The organism is Pseudomonas sp. NFACC56-3 (assembly GCF_900100025.1).
Taxonomy (GTDB): Bacteria; Pseudomonadota; Gammaproteobacteria; order Pseudomonadales; family Pseudomonadaceae; genus Aquipseudomonas; species Aquipseudomonas fluorescens_AA.
Window position 1 is genome coordinate 11,543 of sequence record NZ_FMTK01000021.1, and the last position, 25,159, is coordinate 36,701.

Genomic DNA, 25,159 nt, shown 5'->3' on the forward strand with positions numbered 1-25,159 from the left:
CATAGAGTTCCAAAAGTAGATGTTTGGCTAACTATTTTTTCCAGCGGACGTAATTTCCAGTTACACCTCGGCGATAATCTCATGGCCTTCCTCACCGGACCCGCCCTAGATGCCCAGCCAAGCGCCGCTGCTGCTCCGTCACCATCGTCCCTTCATCGCCTTCTGGCTGGCCCGGATATTCACCGCCAGCGGCTTCCAGATGCTCACCGTGGCCATCGGCTGGAACCTCTATCAACTGACCGGCAACGTCCTGGACCTGGGCCTGGTGGGGTTGGTGGAGTTTGCCCCGCGCGTGCTGTTCATGCTCCACACCGGGCACGTGGCGGACCGCTATGACCGGCGCAAGGTCGCGGCCATTTGCCAGTCATTACAGGCCATGATTGCCCTGGCGCTGGCGATTGGCAGCGCCACCGACAACGTCACGCGGGAGATGATCTTCATCCTCGCCTTCCTGCTTGGCGCCGCTCGCTCCTTCGAAATGCCGACCACCCAGGCGTTGCTGCCGAGCATCGTACCGGCGGCCCTGTTTCCCCGCGCCGTCGCCGCCGCGCAATCGGCCCAGCAATCGGCCACCATCGTCGCTCCGGCACTCGGCGGCTTGCTCTACGCCTTCGGCAGCGTCTGGGTCTATGGGCCGACGGTACTGCTCTACATCATCGCCTGCTGCCTGATGCTCAACCTGCCCGCCCGGCAGACGCCGCTGAACAAAGGCAAGGCGACTCTGGATTCGTTGCTGGCCGGGATTCGCTTCATTCGCAGCCGCCCGGACATTCTCGGGGCGATCTCCCTGGACCTGTTCGCGGTGTTGCTCGGCGGCGCGACGGCGCTGCTGCCGGTGTTCGCCAAGGACATCCTGCTCACCGGTCCCTGGGGCCTGGGCCTGTTGCGTTCGGCACCGGCGGTCGGGGCCTTGCTGATGTCGTTGTGGCTGGCGCGGTTTGCCGTGGAGCGCAAGGTCGGCCGGGTGATGTTCACCGCCGTGGGCGTGTTCGGCGTCGCCACCATTGCCTTCGGCCTTTCCACCTCGTTCTGGTTTTCCCTGGCAGTGCTGGTGGTGCTGGGTGCGGCAGACATGATCAGCATGGTGATCCGTGCCTCGTTCGTGCAACTGGAAACCCCGGATGACATGCGCGGCCGGGTCAGCGCGGTAAACGGGCTGTTCATCGGCGCGTCGAACCAGCTGGGCGAGTTCGAATCCGGCCTCACCGCCCACTGGTTCGGCACGGTGCCGGCGGTGGTCATGGGCGGTGTCGGCACGCTGTTGGTGACCGGGACCTGGATCAAGCTGTTCCCGACCCTGGCCAACCGCGATCGGATGCACGAGCCGGTGGACGAAGCGAAAGCCTAGATTTGGACGAAAAGTCGCCAAGCGGCGATCAGGCAAGGCGAAAACAGGCGAGGAAGCGGAGTTGACTGGCTGTCAATGAGCATTCCGAGCCTGTTTTCAACGCAGCATGATCGTCGCGCAGGCACTTTCGTACAAAGCCTAGAGCAGCTTGTCGAGGGTGATGGGGAAGTCCCGCACTCGCTTGCCAGTGGCGTGGTAAATCGCATTGGCCACCGCCGCGGCCACCCCGACGACGCCGATTTCGCCGACGCCCTTGGACCCGAGCGCATTGACGATTTCGTCCTGTTCCTCGACGAAAATCACCTCGATGTCACCGATGTCGGCGCTGACCGGCACGTGATACTCCGCCAGGTTGTGGTTCATGTGACGCCCCAGGGCGTGATCGGTCAGGGTTTCTTCGTGCAGGGCCATGCCGACGCCCCACACCACGCCACCGAGAATCTGACTGCGGGCAGTTTTCGGGTTGACGACCCGGCCGGCGGCGATGGCGCTGACCACTCGGTTGACCCTCACCGTTCCCAAGTCCTCATCCACCCACACTTCGACAAACACCGCCGAGTGAGTGGCCGTGGCGTAGGCCTGGCGTTTTGCATCCGGCTCGGCGGTGACCTGGGCCTGCAACGGCGTCTCGCCACTTTTTTGCGCCAGCTCCGCTAACGCCACGCTCGCTTCGCCCAGCCGCAGTTGGCCATCGGCAAACGTCACTTGCTCAAGGGTCGCGCCACCGAAGGCCGGACAGGCCTGGCGGGCCACGGCCAGGAGTTTTTCCTTCAGCGCTTCACAGGCCTGCTGCACGGCGCTGCCCACCGACGAGACGGTGAACGAACCACCCTGCAGCGGCGCAGTGGGCAGCGACGAATCCCCCAGGACAAACGTGACGTCCTCAAGGGGAACGCCTGACGCCTCGGCGGCAATCTGGGTCATGACCGTGTAGGTCCCGGTGCCGATGTCCGTGGTGGCGCTGCTGACGGTCAGCTTGCCATTCGTATCCAGAGAGGCTTGGGCACTGGCCTTCTGCTGCATGGCTTCCCACACGCCACCGGCCATGCCCCAGCCCACCAGTTGCCGGCCTTCACGCATGCTGCGTGGTTCCGGGTTGCGCTTGTCCCAGCCGAAACGACGGGCACCTTGGGCATAACACTCACGCAGTTCCTTGCTGGAATACGGCTTGCCTTCGTTCTCGTTGCGTTCGGTGTAGTTGATCAAGCGCAGTTGGATCGGATCGATCGCCAGGGCACAGGCCAATTCATCCATGGCGCATTCCAGGCCAATCAGCCCGAGGGCGGCACCGGGCGCGCGCATGTCCAAGGGCGTGTAGACGTCCAGCGGCACCAACTTATAGGTCAACGCCACGTTGTCGCAGTGATAAAGCATGCCGCTCCACTCCACCACGTGTTCGGTGAAGTCCTCGAAACGCGAGGTCTGGCCGATAGCGGTGTGTGCCACAGCCAGCAAGCGACCGTTGGCCGCCGCCCCCAGTTGCACCCGCTGGAGGGTTCGCGGCCGATAGCCAAAGGTGAACATCTGCTGGCGCGTCAGGCTGACCCGCACCGAGCGCTTGAGGGCCAGTGCCGCCATCACGGCCAACGGCAATTGATACTGCGGGCGCAGCCCCGAACCGAAGGCACCGCCGACAAACGCGGCAAACACCCGCACCTGTTCTTTCTCCAGGCCGAAGACCTTTTGCACATAGGCTTGGCAGTTCTGCGTGCCTTGAGTCTTGTCGTGGATGTGCAGGCTGCCATCAGGCTGATACAACACAGTGGAGGCGTGTGGCTCCATCGGGTTGTGGTGTTCGACCGGCGTGCTGTAGGACACATCCACGCTGAGCGCGGAGCTGGCGTACTCACCCTGAAAATTCCCACGGGGCTTGGGCAGTTCGGCCGGTGCCGGATGGGCGTCATATTGCAAGGTGATCAGATCGGTCTGATGCGCCTCGGCGTCGTATTCGATTTCCACCAGCGAACCGGCATACCGGGCCAGCTCAAGGTTTTCCGCCACCACCAAGGCCAGCGGCTGACCGCTGTAGAGTACCTGGTCGTTGTACAACGGCCGGAACGGCGAGCCGTCCGCCGCATCGGCATCCTGGTAGGGCTCGTCGTAGCTGGCAATCCTCGGCCGGTTGGTATGATCGATGACCGCGACCACGCCGGGCAGTGCCAGGGCTCGGGACGCATCGATGCGTACTACGCGACCACGGGCGACCGTGCCGGAGACGACGCTGCCGTGCAGCAAGCCGTCCTCGGGGTATTCAGCGGCGTAACGGGCCTGACCCGTCACCTTGAGCAGACCGTCGACCCGGTCGAGGGGTTGCCCTATGGATTTGCTCGGAGCGTTCATCAGGCGTGTCCTCCCTGGGGTGCGCAACCCAATGCGGCGTCACTCAAGGCACGGACAATCGCCCGGCGCGCCAGTCTGACTTTGAAGCCGTTGTGCTCCAGCGGCTCGGCGTTTTGCAGCAGCGCGTCGGCCGCGGCGGTGAAGGTTTCGCGGCTGACGGTCTGCCCGGTCAGCCAGTTCTCCACGGCGCGGTCGCGCCAGGGTTTGTGCGCCACGCCCCCCAGGGCCAGGCGCGCCTGGCGAATCACCGGTCCGTCCAGCTCCAGTGCCGCCGCCACTGAGACCAGCGCAAAGGCGTAGGAAGCGCGATCACGGATCTTCAGGTAGTGGCTATGGTCGGCAAAACCGGCGGCAGGCAATTCGATAGCGGTGATCAGCTCATCGTCGGCCAGTTGGTTATCCCGCTCCGGGGCGTCGCCGGGCAGGCGATGGAAGTCGGCGAACTCGATGGTCCGCGCCCCACCCCGGCCCAGGACATGGACCACCGCTTCCAGGGCCGCCAAGGCCACGCACATGTCGGAGGGATGGGTGGCCACGCATTGATCGCTGGCACCGAAAATCGCGTGGATCCGGTTCAAACCGTTCCGGGCCGGGCAACCGCTGCCAGGTCGACGTTTGTTGCACGGTACGCCCGCGTCATAGAAGTAGTAGCAACGGGTGCGTTGCAGCAGGTTGCCGCCGGTGCTGGCCATGTTGCGCAGTTGGGGCGAGGCACCCGCCAGGATGGCCTGGGCCAGCAGTGGATAACGGCGCTCGATCCACGGGTGCCAGGCCAGGTCGGCATTGCTCACCAGGGCCCCGATCATCACCCCGCCGGAAGGGGTTTCACTGAGGTCCGCCAGGGGCAATCCGGTGATGTCGATCAGGTGCTCGGGACGGGTGATGTTTTCCTTCATCAGGTCCAGCAGGTTGGTGCCGCCGGCGATGAAGCGGGAAACCGGGCTCGACAAATCGACGGCGGCCTGCACGGTGTCGGGCTTGCTGTATTGGAAGGGATTCATTGATCACCTCCCTGCTGGCAAAGTGGCAGCGCTTCTTCGATGGCATCGCGAATGTTGGTGTAGGCGCCGCAGCGGCAGAGGTTGCCGCTCATCAGTTCGCTGATCTGCCCAGGGGTCTGCGCCCGACCCTCGTTGGCCAAGCCCACCGCGGAGCAGATCTGCCCTGGCGTGCAATAACCGCACTGGAACGCGTCGTGCTTGATAAAAGCCTGCTGCATGGGATGCAACTGGTCGTCGCTGGCCAGGCCTTCGACAGTGATCAGTTCGGCGCCGTCGCACATGACGGCCAGCGTAAGACAGGCGTTGATCCGCTTGCCGTCGCGTAGCACCGTGCAGGCACCGCATTGGCCGTGGTCGCAGCCTTTCTTGCTGCCCACCAGGTCCAGTTGCTCGCGCAGCAGGTCCAGCAACGTGGTCCAGGCCAGCACTTGCAACTCTCGCACCTGGCCATTGAGGGTCAGACGGATCGGATGACGGACGAAGGACGCCTGCGTCGCTTCGGACAGGGTCGCGCTCATGGAACACCTCACGGTTGGTCGTACTCGCGGCGTTTTGGAAAACCGCCGTCATAAGGGGTACGACTTCAGGGTGGGGGTGAGCGTTCAAGGCAATTTCGACGCACTGCAAAAACCTTGTGAATTGCAGGATGCACGGATTCGCCGGGCAGGTGCGGTACATAAATACCGCACCCGGTGTAATGTATCGCCTTACACTCGATTCCATGATTAAATCCTTTCAGCACAAAGGCCTCAGGATCTTCTATGAAACAGGTTCGACCCGTGGCATCCGGGCTGACCATGAGAAACGCCTGGCCCGCATGCTCCAATTCATGGACAGGGCGCAGGTCCCAAACGACTTGGATATCCCCGGCTGGCGACTGCATCCACTCAGGGGTGAACGGGTCCAATACTGGTCGTTGAGCGTTTCGGGAAACTGGCGAATCATTTTTCGCTTCATCGGGTCCGACATCGAACTGGTCGATTATCTGGACTACCACTGACAGGAGGCTGGAACATGCCCATGCACAATCCGCCACACCCTGGCCAAACGCTGCTGATGGATGTATTGCCCGAACTGGGCATCACCGTCACCGAACTGGCGCGGCACTTGGGTTTCGCACGGCCTCACCTCTCTCGGGTATTGCATGGCCATGCGCCTGTCAGCCCTGATCTGGCCGTACGCCTGGAGCGCGCCGGGATCGGCAAGGCGAGGGTCTGGCTAGGCGTCCAGACGGACTATGATTTGTGGCAAGCCGAGCAGCGCGAACAGCCCTTGATCGAACCCTTTCCACTGCACGCTTGATATCCGTCAGGCCAGCAACTCTGCCGCCACCACGCTCCTCACGCCCTTGCCACAGAGTTGCTCCACCAGCGTCAAGGCAAACGCCAGGGCAGCCGCCGAGCCTTGGGCAGTGATGCAGTTGCCGTCCACCACCACGGGTTGATCGACGAAGCTGCAACCGGACAGTTGCTGGCTCACTGCGGGCAGGCAGGTCATGCGGCGCTGACGCAGGACGCCGGACGCCTGTAGCGCCAGGGCCGGGGCTTCGGCGATGGCGGCGAAGAAACGTCCGGTGGCGGCCTGGTCCTTGATCAGTTGTTGCAGCGGCTGATGGTTTGCCAGGTGTTGGGCACCGATGATGCCACCTGGCAGAACGATCAGGTCGAAATCCTGCACAAGCATGTCCACCAACATGCCGTCGGCGGTCAGGCGCGTGCCGCGGGCGCAGGTGAGCATGCGCCGTCCTTCGATGCTCGCCACCACGGTTTCGATCTGCGCTCGACGCAGCACGTCGATCAAGGTGACCGTCTGCAAGTCGTCGACACCCTCGGCGACAGCTATCAGGGCTCGGGGGATCTTGGTTCCAGGAATCATGGGCGCTCTCCGCTGGGTGATGCTTGTAGTGTAGGAGCTGCCGAAGGCTGCGATCCTTTGATATGCGCTTGGGATTCAAGCGTCGGGGGGAAAGATCGCAGCCTCGCTGCGCTCGGCAGCGCCTACAAGGGCCTGCGGCTATTTGATGTACAGCTGGGTCGACATCCGGTTGCCCGGTGCGTTGATCGACTGGTTGCTGAAGCTGAAAGTGCCCTCTTGCTTGCCCTTCAGGTCGAAGATATACACATAGCCGACGACCTTGGTCCGCACGGAGCAGTCATTGAGATTGCCATTGCTGTACGCGCACACCGGCGAGCGGGTGCCGTCGACTTCAAAGCCGTCCAGGGTGACATGGGGTTGACGGCCATAGCCGACCTCCAGCACATAGACCTTGATCGTCGGGCCGTGATCGCAACGCGTCTGCGCCTGCCCCGGGACGATGTCCTCGAAGCCGCAGGCCGGCGACTCGACCTTGAGCACCTTGACCTCGCTCAAGGGCGGCGCCGACGCGGCATGGGCGGCATGGCCGGGCAACCACAGGCCCAGTGCGCACCCCACGACCGCTAGCAGCTTTTTATTCATCTGAAGCATAGAGACCTCCCGGAACCGCGCGCAGTATGGCCCACTTGGCGCGTTGGCAAAACATCGACGACGATCGCAGCCACAACGCTACGCTGCTGGTATGATGCGCGGCTTTTTCCGACCCGCAGAAAATTCCCGGGCGCCGCTGGCGACCTGTGCTTTGCTGTTGAGGTCGATACATTCACGGCGCCGGGCGCGCCACGGGGAGCAGACATGCTGGAAAGGCTGTTTCAACTCAAGGCACACAACACCAACGTGCGGACCGAGATCCTGGCGGGCGTCACGACGTTCCTGGCCATGGCCTACATCCTGTTCGTCAACCCGAGCATCCTTGGCGAAACCGGCATGGACAAAGGCGCGGTGTTCGTCGCCACCTGCCTGGCGGCGGCCATTGGCTCCACGGTCATGGGCCTGATTGCCAACTACCCGATCGCCCTCGCACCGGGCATGGGCCTGAATGCCTTCTTCACCTACACCGTGGTCCTGCACATGGGCCATACCTGGCAAGTGGCGCTGGGCGCGGTGTTCATCTCCGCCGTGCTGTTCTTCCTGCTGTCGATCTTTCGCATCCGCGAGTGGATCATCAACAGCATCCCGCTCCCCCTGCGCTCGGCCATCGCCGCGGGTATCGGCCTGTTTCTGGCGCTGATCGCCCTGAACAATGCCGGCATCGTGGTGAAAAACCCGGCGACCATGGTCGGCCTCGGCGACTTGAAGCAACCGGCGCCGATCCTCGCGACCCTGGGTTTTGTCCTGATCGTCGCCCTCGAAGCCCTGAAAGTGCGCGGCGCGGTGCTGATCGGCATCCTGGCGGTCACCCTTGTCTCGATCCTGATGGGTTTCACCCCGTTCGGCGGCGTCATCTCCGCACCGCCGTCCCTGGCCCCGACCTTCCTGCAGCTGGACATCAAGGGCGCCCTGGACATCGGCCTGGTGAGCGTGATCTTCGCTTTCCTGTTCGTCGATCTGTTCGACAACTCCGGCACCCTGATCGGCGTCGCCAAGCGCGCCGGGCTGATGGGCAAGGACGGCCACATGCCGAAGATGGGCCGTGCGCTGATCGCCGACAGCACCGCCGCCATGGCCGGTTCGCTGCTGGGTACCTCCACCACCACCAGTTACATCGAATCGGCCGCGGGCGTCAGCGCCGGCGGGCGCACCGGCCTGACCGCCATCGTGGTGGCGATCCTGTTCCTGCTGGCGCTGTTCTTCTCGCCACTGGCCGCCAGCGTCCCGCCTTTCGCCACCGCGCCGGCCCTGCTGTTCGTCGCCGTGCTGATGACCTCGGGCCTGGCGGAAATCGACTGGGACGACATCACCGTCGCCGCCCCGGTGGTGGTCACCGCCCTGGCGATGCCATTCACCTACTCCATCGCCAACGGCATCGCCTTCGGTTTCATTGCCTGGACCGCCATCAAACTGGTGTCTGGCCGTGGTCGTGAGCTGAACCCGGCGCTGGTCATTCTGTCGATCCTGTTCGTGATCAAGTTGGGTTGGTTCAACGCATGACTTTTGATTCCCAGGCCTACGCCGCTCAGTTGCAGGACAAGGTCACCCGCTTGCGTGACCTGCTGGCTCCTTTCGAGGCACCGGAACCCGCGGTGTTCGATTCGCCCCTGAAAAACTTTCGCCTGCGGGCCGAGTTCCGCCTGTGGCGCGAGGCCGGTGAACGGCATTACGCGATGTTCTCCCAGGACGACAAGCGCACGCCGATCCTCATCGAGGAATTTCCCATCGCCAGCCTGCGTATCAACCAGTTGATGCCGCAACTCAAGGCCGCCTGGCAGGCCAGCGCGCCCCTGAGCCATAAGCTGTTCCAGGTGGAGTTCCTGACCACCCTGGCGGGGGACGCGATGATTACCCTGTGTTATCACCGCCCGCTGGACGAGCACTGGCACGCTGCCGCCTCGAAACTGGCAACCGACCTGGGCGTGAGCATCATTGGCCGCTCCAAGGGCAAGCGGGAAGTGATCGGCCATGATTATGTGGTGGAGAAACTCGAAGTGGGCGGCCGCACGTTCAGCTATCGCCAGCCCGAAGGTGCCTTCACCCAGCCCAACGGCACGGTGAACCAGAAGATGCTCAACTGGGCCTACGAGGCATTGGGGGAGCGCAACGACGATCTGCTGGAGTTGTACTGCGGCAACGGCAACTTCACCCTGCCCCTGGCCACCCGTGTGCGCAAAGTGCTGGCTACCGAAATCAGCAAGACCTCGGTGAACGCCGCGCTGAGCAACCTCAGTGAAAACGCTGTGGATAACGTCACGCTGGTGCGCCTGTCAGCCGAAGAGCTGACCGAAGCCCTGAACGAAGTCCGACCGTTCCGCCGCCTGCAGGGCGTCGACCTGAAAAGCTACGAATTCGGCAGCGTCTTCGTCGACCCGCCTCGCGCCGGCATGGACCCGGATACCTGCGAGCTGACCCGGCGCTTCGACAATATCCTGTACATCTCCTGCAACCCTGACACCCTCGCCGCGAACATCGCGCAACTGAACGACACCCATCGCATCACGCGCTGCGCGTTGTTCGATCAATTTCCTTGGACCCATCATATGGAATCCGGGGTGTTGTTGACTCGGCGGTAAGTCACCCGTGGCGAGGGAGCTTGCTCCCGCTGGGCTGCGCAGCAGCCCCAAGCTTTTGCGGTCGCTACGCAACCGAGCGGGAGCAAGCTCCCTCGCCACAATTGCCGCCTCCAAATCTCCGGGCCCTGAGGAGTTTGTTCGATCATCGAACACTTATTGCCCGACGTCATCGGCTTTATTTGACCAAATTAACCATCTAGTACAATTTATCTCCACCGGCTGAAACCCCGCCGACACCAACAATAAAAATGTGGAGAAATTGCGATGCCTCCGATCGTTCTGGTGCTCAACGGCCCGAACCTGAACCTGCTCGGCACCCGCGAGCCGGCAACCTACGGCCATGAAACCCTGGCCGACATCTCGGCACTGTGTGGCCACGCCGCTGAAGAATTCGGCTTGGCGGTGGAGTTTCGCCAGACCAATCAGGAAAGCGAGCTGCTGGACTGGATTCACGGCGCCCGGGGCCGGTGCGCCGGTATCGTCATCAACCCGGCGGCCTGGACCCACACCTCCGTGGCGATCCGCGACGCCCTGGTGGCCAGCGAAGTACCGGTCATCGAAGTCCACCTGTCCAACGTCCACGCCCGCGAAACATTCCGCCATCATTCCTTCGTCTCATCCGTCGCCATTGGCGTGATGTGCGGGTTTGGCAGCCACGGTTATCGCCTGGCCCTTGAACATTTCAGTCAGCGGTTGAAGGGTTGATGAGCATGTCGAATATCACTGTACTGGCCGGCCTGATCGGTGCGGGCATCCAGGCGTCTCGCACGCCTGCGCTGCATGAGCAGGAAGGCGATGCCCAAGGCATGCGTTACCTCTATCGGCTGATCGACCTCGACGCGCTGAAACTCGACAGCGGCGCCCTGGCTGACTTGCTGGTGGCCGCCGAACGCATGGACTTCACCGGCCTGAACATCACCTTCCCCTGCAAGCAGGCGATCATCCCGCTGCTGGATGAGTTGTCGCCCGAGGCCCGCGGCATCGGCGCGGTCAATACGGTGGTGCTCAAGGACGGCAAACGCATTGGCCACAACACCGACTGCCTGGGGTTCGCCGAAGGTTTTCGCCGTGGCCTGGGGGATGTGGCGCGCCAGCGCGTGGTCCAGATGGGCGCTGGTGGCGCCGGCGCGGCGGTGGCCCATGCGCTGCTGCTGGAGGGCGTGCAAATCCTGAGCATTTTTGACGTCGAGGTCAGCCGTGCCGAGGCGCTGGCCAACAACTTGAACCAACACTTCGGCCCAGGCCGCGCTCGCGCCGGCCATGACCTGCCCACCGCCCTGGCCGAGGCCGACGGCCTGGTGAACACCACGCCCATGGGCATGGCGAAACTACCGGGCATGCCGGTGCCGGTCGAGCTGTTGCGGGGCAGCCTGTGGGTCGCGGAGATCGTCTACTTCCCACTGGAAACCGAACTGCTGCGCAACGCCCGCGCCATCGGCTGCCGCACCCTGGATGGCGGCAATATGGCGGTGTTCCAGGCGGTGAAGGCGTTCGAACTGTTCAGTGGCGTGGCGCCGGATGCGCAACGGATGCTGGAACACTTCCAGAGCATGAACCACTAAAGCCTGGTGATAATCCCTTGTGGGAATGACTTGTGGGAGCGAGCTTGCTCGCGATGACGGTGTGTCGGTCGCAATCGGTGTGGCTGATCGACCGCTATCGCGAGCAAGCTCGCTCCCACACCAGCTCGCTCCCACAAGGGTTCCGGGTCAGGGCTGGAGGTAGCGCAACACCGACTCACAAACCATCCGCCGATGCCGCTGCTTGACCGCTTCGTCCGACAGGTCGATCTGAAAGATCTCACCGAACGTCTGGCGGTTGGACACCCGGTAGAAACAGAACGAGCTGATCAGCAGGTGTATATCCAGCGGCTCGAGGCCGGCACGGAACACGCCCTCTTCGGCGCCGCGACGCAGGATCACACCCAGGGAATCGAGGATGGTGCTGGTCATCGCCTTGATCGTGCCTGACTGCTTCACGTACTCGGCGTTGTGGATGTTCTCGATGCAGACGATGCGCACGAAACCCACGTTGCGGTCGTGGTGGTCGAAGGTGAACTCCACCAGGCGCCGGATCGCGTCAACGGGCGCCAGTTCCGCCAGGTGCAAGCGGCTCTCGGTGGTGCGGATATCCCCGTAGAGTTTTTCCAGCACCTCGACGTACAACTGCTCCTTGCTGCCGAAGTAGTAGTAGATCATGCGCTTGGAAGTATGGATGCGCTCGGCGATGGCATCGACCCGGGCGCCGGCCAGGCCTTGCTGGACGAACTCGACGATGGCTTCCTGAAGAATGTTTTCCCGGGTCTTTTCCGGGTTGTTCTTGCGACTCTTGCGCGGCGTGGCGACAGGTTCGTCGAGCGCTGCGGAAAGCTCTGGATTCATAGTCATTGCGGGGCTCACGGCCATCACTGCACAGGCTGGCGATTATGGGCCGCACCGTGCACTGAAGGAAGCCACGACACGGCCCATTACCACCGCGTTTACGATTTCCCTACAACTTGGCGTGCCGCAAGCCACCGCTGCGGGACTTGGCCATGGCCGCCAGGCGCACCGCGACGTTGGCGGCGCCATAACCGGCGTAACCGTTCTTGCGCTGGATGATCTCAAAGAAAAACCGCCCCTCGAACGGCTCGGTGTAAACGTGGAACAGCTCGCCGCCCTGGGCGTCGCGGTCGTACAGCACGTTGAAATAGGCCAGTTCGCTAAGGAACTCGTCATCGAAATCGAAACGCGCCGCCAGGTCGTCGTAATAATTGAGCGGGATGTCCAGCAACGGCACGCCCGCCTCTTTGGCACGACTGACCTGGGCAAAGATGTCATCGCAATCGAAGGCGATGTGATGCACGCCGGAGCCGCGATAACTCGACAGCGCGTGTGAGATCGCGGTGTTGCGGTTCTCGGAAATGTTCAGCGGCAAGCGGATCGAACTGCAGCGGCTGCGCAGCGCACGGCTTTTCACCAGGCCATAGGGGTCGGGCAAGACGACTTCGTCGTCGGCCTCGAAATCCAGCAGGCTCTTGTAGAACAGCACCCAACTGTCGAGGCTGTCGGCCGGCAGCGCCATTGCCATGTGGTCGATGCGCTTGAGCCCGGCCCCGATGACAGCCCCCGGCTGCAGGTTGAAATCGGTGCCGTAGACGTCAGCTTCCTGGTCCACCAGGTAGATCAGGCTGCTGTCCGGTGCGCGCACCGCCGCCAGCTCCAGCTCGTTGGGCCCCACCAGCCCGCGGTAGGGTTGGCCCTTGTAGGCAACGGCCCGCGCCAAGGCGCTGGCACTATTTTTCACGCGCACGGCGGTGGCGCACAACGAAGGCCCGTGGGCTTCGAAAAAACTGTGGGCGAAGGAGTACGGTTCGCTGTTGAGGATCAGGTTGATATCGCCCTGGCGCAGCAGGCTGACATTCTTCGAACGGTGCTGGCCGGCCTTGACGAACCCCAGCCGCTCCAGCCAATGGGAGAGCTTGGCACCGAGGCTATCGTCCACGGCGAACTCGAGGAATTCGATGCCGTCATATTCGCTGGCCGGCGGGGTGGCGAACAGAATGTCGGCATTGCCAACGACGCTCGCTTCTTCGGCCAGGCGCTGGCGGGTCTTTTCTTCCAGGTACAGCAGCGAACGCAGGCCGTCGGCGGCATTGGCCCGTGGCGGCGCGGCGCGGAAACCATCGTTGAAGATCTCCAGCGACAGCGGCCCGGTATAACCACTCTTGATGATCGGCGCCAGGAACCCCGGCAAATCGAATTCGCCCTGCCCCGGGAAACAACGGAAATGTCGGCTCCACTCCAGGACATCCATGGCCAGGATTGGCGCATCGGCCATTTGCACGAAAAAAATCTTCTCGCCAGGGATCTCGGCGATCGCACTCGGATCGCCCTTGAGGGACAAGGTATGGAAGCTGTCGAGCAACACGCCAAGGCTGGGGTGATCGGCCTGGCGCACAATGTTCCAGACCTGTTGATACGTATTGACGTGGCGGCCCCAGGCCAGCGCTTCGTAACCGATACGCAAGCCCCGCGCACCGGCCCGTTCGGCCAGCAGGCGCAGGTCATCGATCAGGATCCGTTCATCGCCGACGCTGTCGGCCGAGGCGTTGCTGCACACCAGCACCAGGTCGGTGCCCAGTTCCTGCATCAAGTCGAACTTGCGCTCGGCCCGCTCCAGGTTGCGCGACAGGCGATCGCGACGGCAGCCTTCGAAGTCACGAAACGGTTGGAACAAGGTGATAGCAATGCCCAGGTCGGCGCACATCTGCCTGATTTCCCGCGGGCTGCCATCGTAATAGAGGAGATCGTTCTCGAAGATTTCCACCCCGTCAAAACCGGCGGCGGCAATGGCTTCGAGTTTTTCCGGCAAGGTACCGCTCAAGGATACGGTGGCAATGGAACGCTGCATGACGTCGGCTCCCGGGACAGGCATCGGCTACAAAAGGTGCGCCGCTTTTAAAAGAGTCAGCCGATTATTGAGCTGCCGGTTTCTTTCAGCAATTTAATATGTACCATTCGGTTAGTTTTTTGGGCGATTATCGAACAAAATGCCGATTGCCGAATTGACGATTTTTTGCTCACTGCGCACCATCGCTCCCCACATCGACGCAGGCGCTGCTCGCCAACATCGATGGACAGACCCAGACCAACCATAAGAATTTCAAAAACGGGTACACGCTATGATTCCTTCCCAAAGTTCCCGCCTGGCCCCTGGCCTGAGTGCCTCCACCGGCGGCGTCGGAGACAAGATCCGCGGCGCCATGGCCGTGGGCAAGACCCGTTGGGGCATGCTCGCCCTGGTGTTTTTCGCCACCACCCTGAACTACATCGACCGCGCCGCCCTGGGCGTCATGCAGCCGATCCTGGCCAAGGAAATGAACTGGACGGCGATGGATTACGCCAACATCAACTTCTGGTTCCAGGTCGGTTATGCCGTCGGCTTCGTGTTGCAGGGGCGGTTGATCGACCGGATCGGCGTCAAGCGCGTGTTCTTCTGCGCTGTGCTGCTCTGGAGCCTGGCGACCGGCGCCCATGGCCTGGCGACCTCGGCGGTGGGCTTCATGGTCTGCCGCTTCATCCTCGGCCTCACCGAAGCCGCCAATTACCCGGCCTGCGTCAAGACCACCCGGCTGTGGTTCCCGGCGGGCGAACGGGCCGTGGCCACCGGTATTTTCAATGCCGGGACCAACGTTGGCGCGATGTTCACCCCGATGCTGCTGCCGCTGGTCCTGCACGCGTGGGGCTGGCAGGCCGCGTTCCTGTGCATGGCCGCCCTGGGCGGGGTCTGGCTGCTGTTCTGGGGCCTGAAATACTTCAACCCCGAAGACCACCCCAGCGTCAAACAGTCGGAGCTGGACTACATCCAGGCCCAGGACGAACCGGACCAGGTCCGCGTACCGTTCTCACGCATCCTGCGCATGCGCGGCACCTGGGCGTTCGCCCTGGCCTACTCGATCACCGCGCCGGTGTTCTGGTTCTATCTCTATTGGTTGCCGCCGTTCCTGAACCAGCAATACAACCTGGGCATCAACGTGACCCAGATGGGCATCCCGCTGATCATCATCTACCTCACCGCCGACTTCGGCAGCGTGGGCGGCGGGATCCTGTCTTCGTTCCTGATCGGTCGCGGCCTCAATCCGATCAAGGCGCGACTGGTGTCCATGCTGCTGTTCGCCTGCTGCATCATCGGCGTGATCATGGCCGCCGGCGCGAGCAACCTGTGGATGGCGGTGTTCGCCATTTCCCTGGCCATCGGCGCGCACCAGGCCTGGACCGCCAACATCTGGAGCCTGGTGATGGACTACACGCCCAAGCACATGATGAGTACGGTGTTCGGCTTTGGCGGCATGTGCGCGGCCATCGGCGGGATGTTCATGACCCAGTTGGTGGGCCACATCCTCACGATCACCAACAACAACTACACCGTGCTGTTCACCCTGATTCCGGCGATGTACTTCATTGCCCTGACCTGGCTGTACTTCATGGCGCCGCGCAAGGTGCCGACCCTGGAAAACTGACTGTCCACACGCTAACGGACAGCGATTCACCTGTGGCGAGGGAGCTTGCTCCCGCTCGATTGCGCAGCAATCGCAAAAAAAGCGAGGGCCGCTTCGCAGCCCAGCGGGAGCAAGCTCCCTCGCCACAGAGGGTTGTGCTAGCCAGGCTACAAGGGGCTGTGCTGGCCAGGGGGCCGGGCTGGCCACAAGGGTTCTGTGTGGCGGTCACTTGCGCCGCTGCTGCCACGCCGCCGCCAACCCACTCAAGCAGATCAGGGCGATGCCCACCACAGTGGTCAGCGTCGGCGTATGGCTGAAGAACAACCAACCCAGCAGGCCGGCAAACACGATCTGGCAATACCCGAACGGCGCGAGCAGCGCCGGGGCGGCAAAGCGAAAGGCCTGGGTCAGCATCAGGTGCGCCGTCATCCCGCAGGCCCCCAGCGCCAACATCATCACCCCGTGCATCAGGCTCGGCACTTGCCAGAAGAATGGCACCAGCGCGCTCATCACCAACGTGTTGCACAGGCCGGCGAAGAAATTGCTGGTGGTCGGGCTGTCGATCTCACTGAGCTTGCGCGTGAGCAGTTGGTAGAAACAGAAAAACAACGCCGAACAGAAAGGCAACAACACCGCCGGGGTGAACAGATCGCCACCGGGATGGACGATGATCAACACCCCGATAAAACCGAAGATCACCGCGATCCATTGACCGCGCGTCACGTGTTCGCCCAGCAACGGCACCGACAACGCGGTCACCAGCACGGGCGCGAGGAAGTTGACCGCCGTCGCCTCCGCCAGTGGGATGAACATCAATGCCGTGGTGAAAAACAGACTGGTGCCCAGCAGGCACAACGCCCGGGCCAACTGCCACAACGGGCGCTTGGTACGTAGCACCCGCAGCCCCGAACGCGGCAGGAAGATACCCGCCATCAACAAGGTGTGCACCACGTAACGGGCCCAGACCACCATGATGATCGGATAAAAACCCGACAGATATTTGGACAACGCGTCATGACTGGAGAACAGGAACGTTGCGACCAGAATAAGCACGATGCCCTTGAAAGCCTGATTGACGCCGGAGAGCGGTGTGCTGACGGTCATGAGGGAAACCTGCGTTGCTTGATGTAGGGGCCGTGACGCACGTTGCAGTTATTGAGCCCGCGAGCATGCCGATAAGTTCTGAATCCGAAGTGTAATGAAAATTCCGGCGCCAGGCAGGATTGACTCACCGCTGAACCAAAACCCGTGTCCGTTGCCTGACAGCTCAAGCGCGACGCGCACCTTGGGCGCCTAAAAGCTAGACTCACCGCCACAGCAGTCATTTTTAGCAGGGTCATTCAGAGGAATTCCCACATGTTATGGAGAAAAGGTCGCCGCAGTGACAACGTGGTGGACGCCCGTGGTGACGGTGGGGGCGGTGGCGGAATGCGCTTCGGTGGCGGCAAGGGACTGAGCCTGACCGCCATTATCCTGATCGTCGGCATTGGCTGGATCACTGGCCAGGACCCGATGCAGATTCTCGGGCAACTGGCCGGGCAGATGGACCAGTCCGCGCCTGCCACTTCACAAACCCGCCAGGCGCCACCGGCCAACGATGAACAGGCCGAGTTCGTGCGCTCGATCCTCGGCGATACCGAAGATACCTGGGGCCAGGTTTTCCAACAGGCCGGACGTCAGTACCAACAACCCAAACTGGTGTTGTTCAGCGGTCGAGTCAATTCGGCCTGCGGCCTGGCCTCCTCGGCGACCGGTCCGTTCTATTGCCCGGCGGACCGCCAGGTCTACCTGGACATGAGCTTCTTCAAGGAAATGTCCCAACGCTTCGCCGCCGCGGGCGATTTCGCCCAGGCCTACGTCATTGCCCACGAAGTCGGCCACCACGTGCAGACGCTGCTGGGTGTATCGGCGAAGATCCAGGAAGCCCGCCAGCAAGGCCGGCAGATGGAAGGCGACGGCGGCTTGTTGGTGCGCCAGGAATTGCAGGCCGATTGCCTGGCCGGCGTCTGGGCCAACCATGCGCAAAAACGCCTGAACTGGCTGGAGCCGGGGGACATCGAGGAGGCCTTGACCGCCGCCAACGCCATCGGCGATGACCGCTTGCAGCAACAAGGCCAGGGCCGCGTAGTGCCGGACTCCTTCACCCACGGCACTTCGGCGCAGCGGGTGCGCTGGTTCAAGACCGGCTTCGCCCAGGGCCAGGTCAGTCAGTGCGACACGTTCGCGGCGAGAAACCTGTAGATGAAGTGGGGAACATTGATCGGGCTGGTGCTGTGCTGCGCCGTCGCCCAGGCCGAGGAACACGGCGTCAACGTGGTCGCCCAAGGGCGCCTGCAACTCAAGGGCGGCGCCATGGCCGTCGCCGTCAGCCCGCCCCCGGCGTCCATCCAGCGCGTGCTGATCATCCTCCATGGTCGGCTGCGCAATGCCGAGACCTACCTGCACAGCGCCGAAAAGGCTGCCGAACAGGCCGGGCAACAAGGCACGACCCTGATCATCGCCCCGCAATTTCTCAACGAGCAGGACGTGGCTCGCCACACATTGCCCAATGAACTACTGCGCTGGAAGGGCAACGACTGGATGGCCGGTGGCTTGTCCACAGGGCCCCATCCAGTCAGTTCCTTCCAGGTCCTCGACGACATCGTCGCGCGGGTCAGTGACCGGCAGCAGTTTCCGGAAGTGAAGGAGATCGTCATCGCCGGCCATTCCGGCGGCGCCCAGGTTGTGCAGCGCTATGCCCTGCTCGCCCAAGGCCAGTACCGGATCAATCCGCGGTTTGTCATCGCCAACCCGTCGTCCTATGCCTACTTCGATGCCCAACGGCCCATGGCCTTCGACCCCGCCAGTTGCCCTGGTTTCAATCGCTGGAAATACGGCCTGCAGGACCTGCCCGCCTATGCCGCCGGACAGACGCCCGCCCGCCTGGAGGAGAACTACGTCAAACGCGACATCGTTTATCTGCTTGGGCAGCAGGACGTCGACCCGGAGCATCCGGCGCTGGACAAGGGCTGTGAAGCGCAAACCCAAGGACCCTACCGGCTATTGCGTGGGCATTTCTTTTTCGACTACCTGACCCGGCGTCATCCCGTGGGGCTGAACCAGCGGCTGATCGAAGTGCCGGGGGTCGGGCATAACGGCAATGGGATGCTGACTTCGCCTGAGGGGTTGAAGGTGTTGTTTGGGCAGTAAGTTTTGTATCGGCGGGTGGGGCTTCATCGCGAGCAAGCTCGCTCCCACAAAGTTTTCCGCATTGCCGCATATCCACTGTGGGAGCGAGCTTGCTCGCGATAGCGGCTAGCCAGCCAATACTCATCTCAAGCCAAAAGCATCCGCCGCAACTCAACACAATCGCGCGCATGCCAGTCCGTCAGCTCCGGCCATGGATTGTCCGGCAGGTTCACCAACACCGTCCGCGCCCCCGCCGCGCGCCCGCAGTCCAGGTCGAAGCGGTAGTCCCCCACCATCACCAGCGTGTCCGGCGCCACGTTCCAGGCCTCGGCCAGTTTCAACAGGCCACCAGGATGTGGCTTGGGCGGTGCCTCGTCGCGGCCCAGCACATCCTCCACGGCGAAACAGTCCGCCAGGCCAATGGCCTCCAGGGTCACGTGGGCCAGTTCGCGGGCGTTGCGGGTCAGGATCCCCAGGCGATAGCCGCGCCCGGCCAGCTCTCGCACCAACTCGACCGCGCCAGGCGCAGGCTTGGAGCCCAGCGCCAGGTCCCGTTCGTGTTCCAGCAACCAGGCATGTTTGGCCGCCGCTTCCTCAGCGGGCAACCCTGCCAGATGGGTGAGGATGTCGTCTTCGGCCGGAATCGCCAGGGCCACGCGGATTGCCGCGAAGTCATGCACGGCGATAGTCAGCGTGCCATCCATGTCGAACACCCAGTGACGAACCTCGGACAGGCTCATGCCCAGTCCTTGCGGTGACGAATCAGGCCTTCCTGGGTGACCGAGGCCACCAGCTGCCCGGCGCGGTTGAACACGCTGCCCCGGGAGAATCCACGGGAATTGCCGGCCCACGGGCTGTCCATGGCGTAGAGCAACCAGTCATCGGCGCGCAGGTCGGCATGGAACCACAAGGCGTGATCAAGGCTGGCGACCTGCATATCCTTGTGCCACACCGATTTGCCATGGGGCAGCAGCGAAGTGGTCAGCAGGCCGAAGTCCGAGGCGTAGGCCAGCAGGTATTTATGCAAGGCCGGCGAATCCGCCAGGGCGCCATCGGCACGGAACCACACGTATTTCACCGGGTCGGCCGGTTGCGGGTTGTAAGGGTCTTTTTCAGTGACCGGGCGCACCTCGATCGGCTTGGGGCACAGCAGTTTTTCGCGCATGTGCTCGGGCAGCAGGTGCGCGCGCTGCTGGGTCAGTTCCAGCTCGGACGGCAGGTTTTCCGGCCCGACCACTTGCGGCATGGTGCTCTGGTGCTCAAAGCCCTGTTCGTCGTACTGGAACGACGCACTGCAGGTGAAAATCGGGTTGCCCTTCTGGATCGCCGTCACCCGGCGGGTGCTGAAGCTGCCACCGTCACGCACCCGGTCCACCTGGTACACCACCGGCAGCGCGGCATCCCCCGGACGCAGGAAATAACCGTGCATCGAATGCACATGGCGCGCCTCTTCCACGGTCTGGCTGGCCGCCGACAACGACTGGCCCAGCACTTGGCCGCCGAACAACTGGCGAAACCCCAGATCCTGGCTGCGACCGCGAAACAGGTTCTCTTCGATCGGTTCCAGGGTCAGCAGGTCGACCAGATCTTCCAACACGTGGCTCATTCAGACTTTCCTCACACAGCGCAATGACCGCGCAGTCTACGCTGCGGCGGTGGATCGATTGTTGGCCCGGGGCCATTTGGTGGGCATTGTAAACGTCCGTGTCGGCTAACCGTGCAGAGTCTGCAACCACTGCTCACGATTGATGCGATAAAGCACATGGTGACGCAATGGATGACCGACGGCGAGTGTCGGGTGCTCGAAGTCGTCCGCCGGGTCGTGATGCATGCCAATGGCCTGCATGACCTTTTGCGAGGGCAGGTTATCGACGGCGGTGAACGCCACCACTTCGTCCAGCGTCAACTGGTCGAAGGCACAACGCAGGGCGGTCCACGCCGCTTCGCTGGCATACCCCAGGCCCCAGTGCTCCCGGGCCAGGCGCCAGCCGATTTCGATGGCCGGCGTGAACGGCGCGTCGAACCCGACCACACCGAGCCCGGTAAAGCCGATGAAGTCCCCTGTGTCCTTGCGCTCCAGCGCCCACAGACCAAAACCATGCTCGGCGAAATGCCCCCGCACGCGGCCGATCAGGGCGGCGCTTTCCAGGCGGCTCAGGCGCTCCGGGAAATAACGCATCACCTGCGGGTCGGCGCACATGGCGGCAAATTCCGGCAAGTCATCATCGCGCCACTGCCGCAAGAGCAGCCGTGCGCTTTCCAGTTCCAGTATCGGCTCCATATTCACTCCCTTTCCATGCCCCAGAGTCTACATCGCTGGTAGGATCCGTCACTCAATCACTACCGAAAACACCATGCCACTGCCGCTGATCTATCACGAAGACTACAGCCCCGAATTCCCGGCGGAACACCGTTTCCCCATGGACAAGTTTCGCCTGCTGCGCGATCACCTGGTGGACAGCGGCCTGACCCGCGACGCGGACCTGTTGCGCCCGGTGCTGTGTCCGCCGGACATCCTCGCCCTGGCCCACGACCGTGCCTATATCGAACGCTACATGGGCGGCGAGTTGTCCCGCGAAGACCAACGGCGACTTGGCCTGCCCTGGAGCGAGGCCCTGGCCCGCCGAACGGTGCGTGCCGTGGGCGGTTCGCTGCTGGCGGCCGAACAAGCCCTTGAACACGGACTGGCCTGTCACTTGGCCGGCGGCACCCATCACGCCCACTACGACCACCCGGCCGGGTTCTGCATTTTCAATGACCTGGCGGTGATCAGCCGCTATTTCCTGGCCAGCGGTCGGGTCTCGCGGGTGCTGATTTTCGATTGCGATGTGCATCAGGGCGACGGCACTGCCCGAATACTCCATGACACCCCGGACGCCGTGACAGTTTCCTTGCACTGCGAAAAGAATTTTCCCGCACGCAAGGCGCACAGCGATTGGGACATTCCCCTGCCGATGGGCATGGAGGACGCCGCCTACCTGAAGGTGGTGGACGACGCCCTCAACTACCTGCTGCCGCTCTACCAGCCGGACCTGGTGCTGTATGACGCCGGCGTCGACGTACACAAGGACGACGCCCTCGGCTACCTGAAACTGACCGACGAAGGCCTCGCCGCCCGGGACGAGAGCGTCATGCGCCATTGTCTGGGCCGCGACATCCCGGTGGTCGGCGTGATCGGCGGTGGCTACAGCAAGGACCGCCAGGCCCTGGCTCGCCGCCACGGGATCCTGCACCACAGCGCACAAAGGGTCTGGACGTCATCAGGTTGTCACTGAAACCTGGGCGTTACCCACAATGCCTGTGGAGCGGCCTGTGGATAACCTGAGCGAAACGGCCTACAGGCTATGTTGCCTATAGCTTGCAGGAGCTTGGCTGTTTTTTGATCAGAGTTCTCAACAACGCCTACCGGCCCAATTGTGGGAGCGAGCTTGCTCGCGATAGCGAAGGGTCAGCTACATCAATGCCGCTGACACACCGCTATCGCGAGCAAGCTCGCTCCCACACGGATCTGTGCTGGTAGAATGCCCCGCCTACCCCTGCCCCCACAATTCAAATCATGACCTCGACCGCCAAACCATCCTCCTCAAACATCGCCATCATCGGCGGCGGCCCCGCCGGCCTGATGGCCGCCGAGGTGTTGAGCCAGGCCGGCCTGCGGGTCGACCTGTACGACGGCATGCCATCGGTGGGCAGGAAATTCCTGCTGGCCGGCGTGGGCGGCATGAACATCACCCACTCCGAAGCCTTTCCGGCTTTTCTGTCCCGCTACGCCGAACGCGCGCCAAACCTGGCGCCGCTGTTGCGGGCATTCGGGGCGGATGAGTTATGCACATGGATCCACGGGCTGGGCATCGACACCTTTGTCGGCAGCTCCGGGCGGGTATTTCCTACCGACATGAAGGCCGCCCCGCTGTTGCGCGCCTGGCTCAAGCGCCTGCGCGATGCTGGCGTGGTGATCCACACGCGTCATCGCTGGCTCGGCTGGAACCCGGATGGCAGCTTGCGCATCGCCTCCCCGGAAGGCGACAAAACCCTGCACCCCAAGGCCACCTTGCTGGCGTTGGGCGGCGGCAGTTGGTCGCGTCTGGGCTCCGACGGCGCCTGGATGCTAGCGCTGGAACAACGCGGCGTAGCCCTGGCGCCACTGCAACCCAGCAACTGCGGGTTCGAGGTAGAGGCCTGGAGTGACCTGATGATCAGCAAATTCGCCGGGGCCCCGCTCAAGAACATCGCCATGGGCCTGAACGACGATGTACCGCGCCTCGGCGAATGCGTGCTCACCGCCACCGGCCTCGAAGGCAGCCTGGTCTATGCGCTGTCGGCAACGATTCGCGAAGCGATCAACCAACATGGCAGCGCGACCATTCACCTGGACCTGTTGCCGGGCCGGCCTGTGGATAAAATCCTCCTGGCCTTGAGCAAACCACGGGGCTCACGCTCGATGGCCAAGCACTTGCACAGCCAGTTGGGGCTCGACGGCGTCAAGGCGGCGCTGTTGCGCGAGCTCACGCCGGCCGAGTGTTTCACCGACCCGGCGCGGCTGGCCCAGGCCATCAAGGCCTTGCCGGTCACCCTGGTGAAGCCCCGCCCCTTGGACGAAGCCATCAGCAGTGCCGGTGGCGTGACGTTCCAAGCCCTGGATGAACGCCTGATGCTCAAGCAAGTGCCTGGGGTTTTCTGCGCCGGTGAAATGCTCGACTGGGAAGCGCCGACCGGCGGCTACCTGCTCACGGCGTGCTTTGCCAGTGGCCGGGCAGCGGGCTTAGGAATGGTGGAGTGGCTACAGCGCCAGGGTTGAAGACCGAAGCGCACCTATCGCGAGCAAGCTCGCTCCCACATTTACCGCAATTCTTCTGACAGAACCCGATCAACTGTGGGAGCGAGCTTGCTCGCGATAGCGATTTATCAGACCTGGCAGGTCATCAAGGCTTACGCTTACGCGGCCCGGTATTGAACACCGGCACCTTGCGCACCGGCTTGACCGAAGGCTCCACCGGCGCCGCATCGCCGCTGTCCACCCACTTGCCCAGGTTGCGCTTGCCGCCACCCCCGGAGGCTTTCGGTTTCTTCGGCTTTTTCGGTTTCTTGATGACTTGGCCGCTGGCATCGGTGTCCGGCACGCGGTGCTCAGGCTCGAAGTCTTGTTCCATCTGGCGAGGCAACGTCTGACGGGTCAACATCTCGATGGCTGACAGCAAATTCACTTCATCGGCGCAGACCAGGGAAATCGCCTGCCCTGTAGCGCCCGCCCGGCCGGTACGGCCGATGCGGTGGATGTAGTCCTCGGCCACGATCGGCAGGTCGAAGTTCACCACCAACGGCAAATCCTCGATGTCCAAGCCACGGGCTGCAACGTCGGTGGCGACCAGGATCTGCACTTCGCTGGCCTTGAAGCGGTCCAGCGCACGTTGGCGGGTGGCCTGGGGTTTGTCACCGTGGATACCGTCGGCGTTGACCCCCAGACCCTGGAGTTTTTCCACCAGCGCATCGACGCCGTTGCGGGTCTTGGCGAATACCAGCACCTGCTTCCACTTGTGCTTGCGCATCAGGTGCACGAACAATTCCGCCTTGCGCTTTTTGTCCACCGTCACCACCCATTGCTTGACGGTGTTGGCAGCCACGTTGCGCGGGCTCACTTCAATGCTTAGCGGATCATTGAGCATCTGCCCGGCCAGCAAACGGATCGCATCGGAAAAGGTCGCCGAGAACAGCAGGGTCTGGCGCTTCTTCGGCAGGGCCTTGTAGATATTCGCCAGTTCCTCGGAGAAGCCCAGGTCGAGCATGCGGTCGGCTTCGTCCAGTACCAACGTCTGCAGTTGATTGAACTTCAGCGCATTCTGGCGGAACAGATCGAGCAAGCGACCCGGCGTGGCGACCAGCAGGTCGACGCCTTTGCGCAGCTTCATCATCTGCGGGTTGATGCTGACACCGCCGTACACCGCGTAGGTGCTCAGCGGCAGGTTTTGCGCGTACTGACGCACGCTTTCATGGACCTGCTCAGCCAATTCACGAGTCGGCACCAGGATCAGCGCCCGCACCGAGTTGGCCGCGACCTTCGGCCCTTCGGTGGTCAGCAACTGCAACAGCGGCACCGCAAAGCCGGCGGTCTTGCCGGTGCCGGTCTGGGCCGCGGCCATCAGGTCGCGACCGGCGAGCACTGCCGGCATGGCTTGGGCCTGAACCGGAGTCGGGGTCTGGTAGCCGAGCGTCTCGAGGGCGCGCAGCAAGGGTTCGATCAGGCCAAGGGTGGCGAAAGTCATGGAAATACCGTAGGAAAAAT

At 62.9% G+C, this 25,159-nt stretch carries 24 protein-coding genes; 12 read left to right on the forward strand and 12 right to left on the reverse strand.

Features of this window, described 5'->3' with window-relative positions; all coding sequences use genetic code 11:
- Positions 1–109 precede the first annotated feature (109 nt).
- On the forward strand, positions 110–1,348 hold the full coding sequence (locus BLO80_RS23000) for an MFS transporter (RefSeq protein WP_092332968.1): 1,239 nt from the start codon (positions 110–112) through the stop codon (positions 1,346–1,348).
- 138 nt (positions 1,349–1,486) lie between these two features.
- Here the strand turns inward: BLO80_RS23000 and BLO80_RS23005 are convergent, their stop codons facing one another.
- Genes BLO80_RS23005 through BLO80_RS23015 form a run of 3 tightly spaced genes read right to left on the reverse strand, consistent with a single transcriptional unit; the run spans position 1,487 to position 5,207 of the window.
- A complete protein-coding gene (locus tag BLO80_RS23005) occupies positions 1,487–3,688 on the reverse strand; it encodes a xanthine dehydrogenase family protein molybdopterin-binding subunit (protein WP_092332966.1) in 2,202 nt (733 codons plus the stop codon).
- Positions 3,688–4,689, reverse strand: coding sequence for an FAD binding domain-containing protein (locus tag BLO80_RS23010; RefSeq protein ID WP_092332964.1), 1,002 nt, complete (start codon positions 4,687–4,689; stop codon positions 3,688–3,690). Before BLO80_RS23010 ends, BLO80_RS23005 begins: the two co-directional genes overlap by 1 nt.
- Entirely contained in the window at positions 4,686–5,207 is a 522-nt protein-coding gene (locus tag BLO80_RS23015; RefSeq protein WP_092332962.1) for a (2Fe-2S)-binding protein, read from the reverse strand. The genes BLO80_RS23010 and BLO80_RS23015 overlap by 4 nt, the downstream gene beginning before the upstream one ends.
- 203 nt (positions 5,208–5,410) lie before the next feature.
- On the opposite strand from BLO80_RS23015, the gene BLO80_RS23020 reads away from it, so the two are divergent.
- Positions 5,411–5,689 carry a type II toxin-antitoxin system RelE/ParE family toxin gene (locus tag BLO80_RS23020; protein ID WP_092174077.1) on the forward strand — a complete coding sequence of 93 codons (279 nt, stop codon included), beginning with the start codon at positions 5,411–5,413 and terminating at the stop codon, positions 5,687–5,689.
- A 14-nt stretch (positions 5,690–5,703) separates the two neighbouring features.
- The gene (locus BLO80_RS23025) at positions 5,704–5,991 is read left to right on the forward strand and encodes a HigA family addiction module antitoxin (protein WP_025215593.1); all 288 of its coding nucleotides are present in this window, start codon (positions 5,704–5,706) and stop codon (positions 5,989–5,991) included.
- Between the two features lie 6 nt (positions 5,992–5,997).
- Here BLO80_RS23025 and BLO80_RS23030 read toward each other — a convergent pair whose 3' ends face one another.
- The gene (locus tag BLO80_RS23030) at positions 5,998–6,564 is read right to left on the reverse strand and encodes a DJ-1 family glyoxalase III (RefSeq protein WP_092332960.1); all 567 of its coding nucleotides are present in this window, start codon (positions 6,562–6,564) and stop codon (positions 5,998–6,000) included.
- 138 nt (positions 6,565–6,702) lie between these two features.
- Complete coding sequence (locus BLO80_RS23035; RefSeq protein ID WP_092332958.1) at positions 6,703–7,155, reverse strand: DUF4879 domain-containing protein; 453 nt, start codon at positions 7,153–7,155, stop codon at positions 6,703–6,705.
- 204 nt (positions 7,156–7,359) lie between these two features.
- On the opposite strand from BLO80_RS23035, the gene BLO80_RS23040 reads away from it, so the two are divergent.
- The 4 genes from BLO80_RS23040 to BLO80_RS23055 all read left to right on the forward strand — a co-directional run bounded on the left by BLO80_RS23040 (position 7,360) and on the right by BLO80_RS23055 (position 11,293).
- Complete coding sequence (locus BLO80_RS23040; RefSeq protein WP_092205476.1) at positions 7,360–8,655, forward strand: NCS2 family permease; 1,296 nt, start codon at positions 7,360–7,362, stop codon at positions 8,653–8,655.
- Positions 8,652–9,731 carry a tRNA (uridine(54)-C5)-methyltransferase TrmA gene (gene trmA / locus BLO80_RS23045; RefSeq protein WP_072411414.1) on the forward strand — a complete coding sequence of 360 codons (1,080 nt, stop codon included), beginning with the start codon at positions 8,652–8,654 and terminating at the stop codon, positions 9,729–9,731. Before BLO80_RS23040 ends, trmA begins: the two co-directional genes overlap by 4 nt.
- Positions 9,732–9,995: 264 nt before the next feature.
- The gene (gene aroQ / locus BLO80_RS23050) at positions 9,996–10,436 is read left to right on the forward strand and encodes a type II 3-dehydroquinate dehydratase (RefSeq protein ID WP_092332956.1); all 441 of its coding nucleotides are present in this window, start codon (positions 9,996–9,998) and stop codon (positions 10,434–10,436) included.
- A 5-nt stretch (positions 10,437–10,441) separates the two neighbouring features.
- Entirely contained in the window at positions 10,442–11,293 is an 852-nt protein-coding gene (locus tag BLO80_RS23055; RefSeq protein WP_371914588.1) for a shikimate dehydrogenase, read from the forward strand.
- 147 nt (positions 11,294–11,440) lie between these two features.
- Here the strand turns inward: BLO80_RS23055 and BLO80_RS23060 are convergent, their stop codons facing one another.
- Complete coding sequence (locus BLO80_RS23060; protein ID WP_092332952.1) at positions 11,441–12,118, reverse strand: TetR/AcrR family transcriptional regulator; 678 nt, start codon at positions 12,116–12,118, stop codon at positions 11,441–11,443.
- 103 nt (positions 12,119–12,221) lie between these two features.
- Positions 12,222–14,123, reverse strand: a complete 1,902-nt coding sequence (gene quiC / locus BLO80_RS23065; RefSeq protein WP_092332950.1) for a 3-dehydroshikimate dehydratase QuiC — start codon at positions 14,121–14,123, stop codon at positions 12,222–12,224.
- Positions 14,124–14,394: 271 nt separating this feature from the next.
- On the opposite strand from quiC, the gene BLO80_RS23070 reads away from it, so the two are divergent.
- Positions 14,395–15,732: an MFS transporter gene (locus tag BLO80_RS23070; RefSeq protein ID WP_092332948.1), complete on the forward strand. Its 1,338-nt coding sequence runs from the start codon at positions 14,395–14,397 to the stop codon at positions 15,730–15,732.
- Positions 15,733–15,936: 204 nt separating this feature from the next.
- Here BLO80_RS23070 and BLO80_RS23075 read toward each other — a convergent pair whose 3' ends face one another.
- A complete protein-coding gene (locus BLO80_RS23075; protein ID WP_072411427.1) occupies positions 15,937–16,815 on the reverse strand; it encodes a DMT family transporter in 879 nt (292 codons plus the stop codon).
- Between the two features lie 252 nt (positions 16,816–17,067).
- On the opposite strand from BLO80_RS23075, the gene BLO80_RS23080 reads away from it, so the two are divergent.
- Positions 17,068–17,952 carry a KPN_02809 family neutral zinc metallopeptidase gene (locus BLO80_RS23080; protein ID WP_092332946.1) on the forward strand — a complete coding sequence of 295 codons (885 nt, stop codon included), beginning with the start codon at positions 17,068–17,070 and terminating at the stop codon, positions 17,950–17,952.
- Positions 17,953–18,900, forward strand: a complete 948-nt coding sequence (locus BLO80_RS23085; RefSeq protein ID WP_092332944.1) for an alpha/beta hydrolase — start codon at positions 17,953–17,955, stop codon at positions 18,898–18,900. It abuts the gene before it with no gap.
- Between the two features lie 125 nt (positions 18,901–19,025).
- Here the strand turns inward: BLO80_RS23085 and BLO80_RS23090 are convergent, their stop codons facing one another.
- From BLO80_RS23090 to BLO80_RS23100, 3 genes are all read right to left on the reverse strand, one after another.
- On the reverse strand, positions 19,026–19,619 hold the full coding sequence (locus BLO80_RS23090; RefSeq protein WP_092332942.1) for an HAD family hydrolase: 594 nt from the start codon (positions 19,617–19,619) through the stop codon (positions 19,026–19,028).
- A complete protein-coding gene (gene tesB / locus BLO80_RS23095) occupies positions 19,616–20,485 on the reverse strand; it encodes an acyl-CoA thioesterase II (RefSeq protein ID WP_072411434.1) in 870 nt (289 codons plus the stop codon). The genes BLO80_RS23090 and tesB overlap by 4 nt, the downstream gene beginning before the upstream one ends.
- Before the next feature lie 105 nt (positions 20,486–20,590).
- Entirely contained in the window at positions 20,591–21,160 is a 570-nt protein-coding gene (locus BLO80_RS23100; protein WP_092332940.1) for a GNAT family N-acetyltransferase, read from the reverse strand.
- 73 nt (positions 21,161–21,233) lie between these two features.
- Between BLO80_RS23100 and BLO80_RS23105 the strand changes: the two genes are divergently transcribed.
- Positions 21,234–22,154, forward strand: coding sequence for a histone deacetylase family protein (locus BLO80_RS23105; protein ID WP_092332938.1), 921 nt, complete (start codon positions 21,234–21,236; stop codon positions 22,152–22,154).
- Between the two features lie 281 nt (positions 22,155–22,435).
- A complete protein-coding gene (locus BLO80_RS23110) occupies positions 22,436–23,677 on the forward strand; it encodes a TIGR03862 family flavoprotein (RefSeq protein WP_092332936.1) in 1,242 nt (413 codons plus the stop codon).
- 124 nt (positions 23,678–23,801) lie between these two features.
- Here the strand turns inward: BLO80_RS23110 and BLO80_RS23115 are convergent, their stop codons facing one another.
- Positions 23,802–25,139 (reverse strand): RNA helicase RhlE1, encoded by a 1,338-nt coding sequence (locus BLO80_RS23115; RefSeq protein WP_092258415.1) that lies wholly within the window; start codon positions 25,137–25,139, stop codon positions 23,802–23,804.
- Positions 25,140–25,159: the final 20 nt, after the last annotated feature.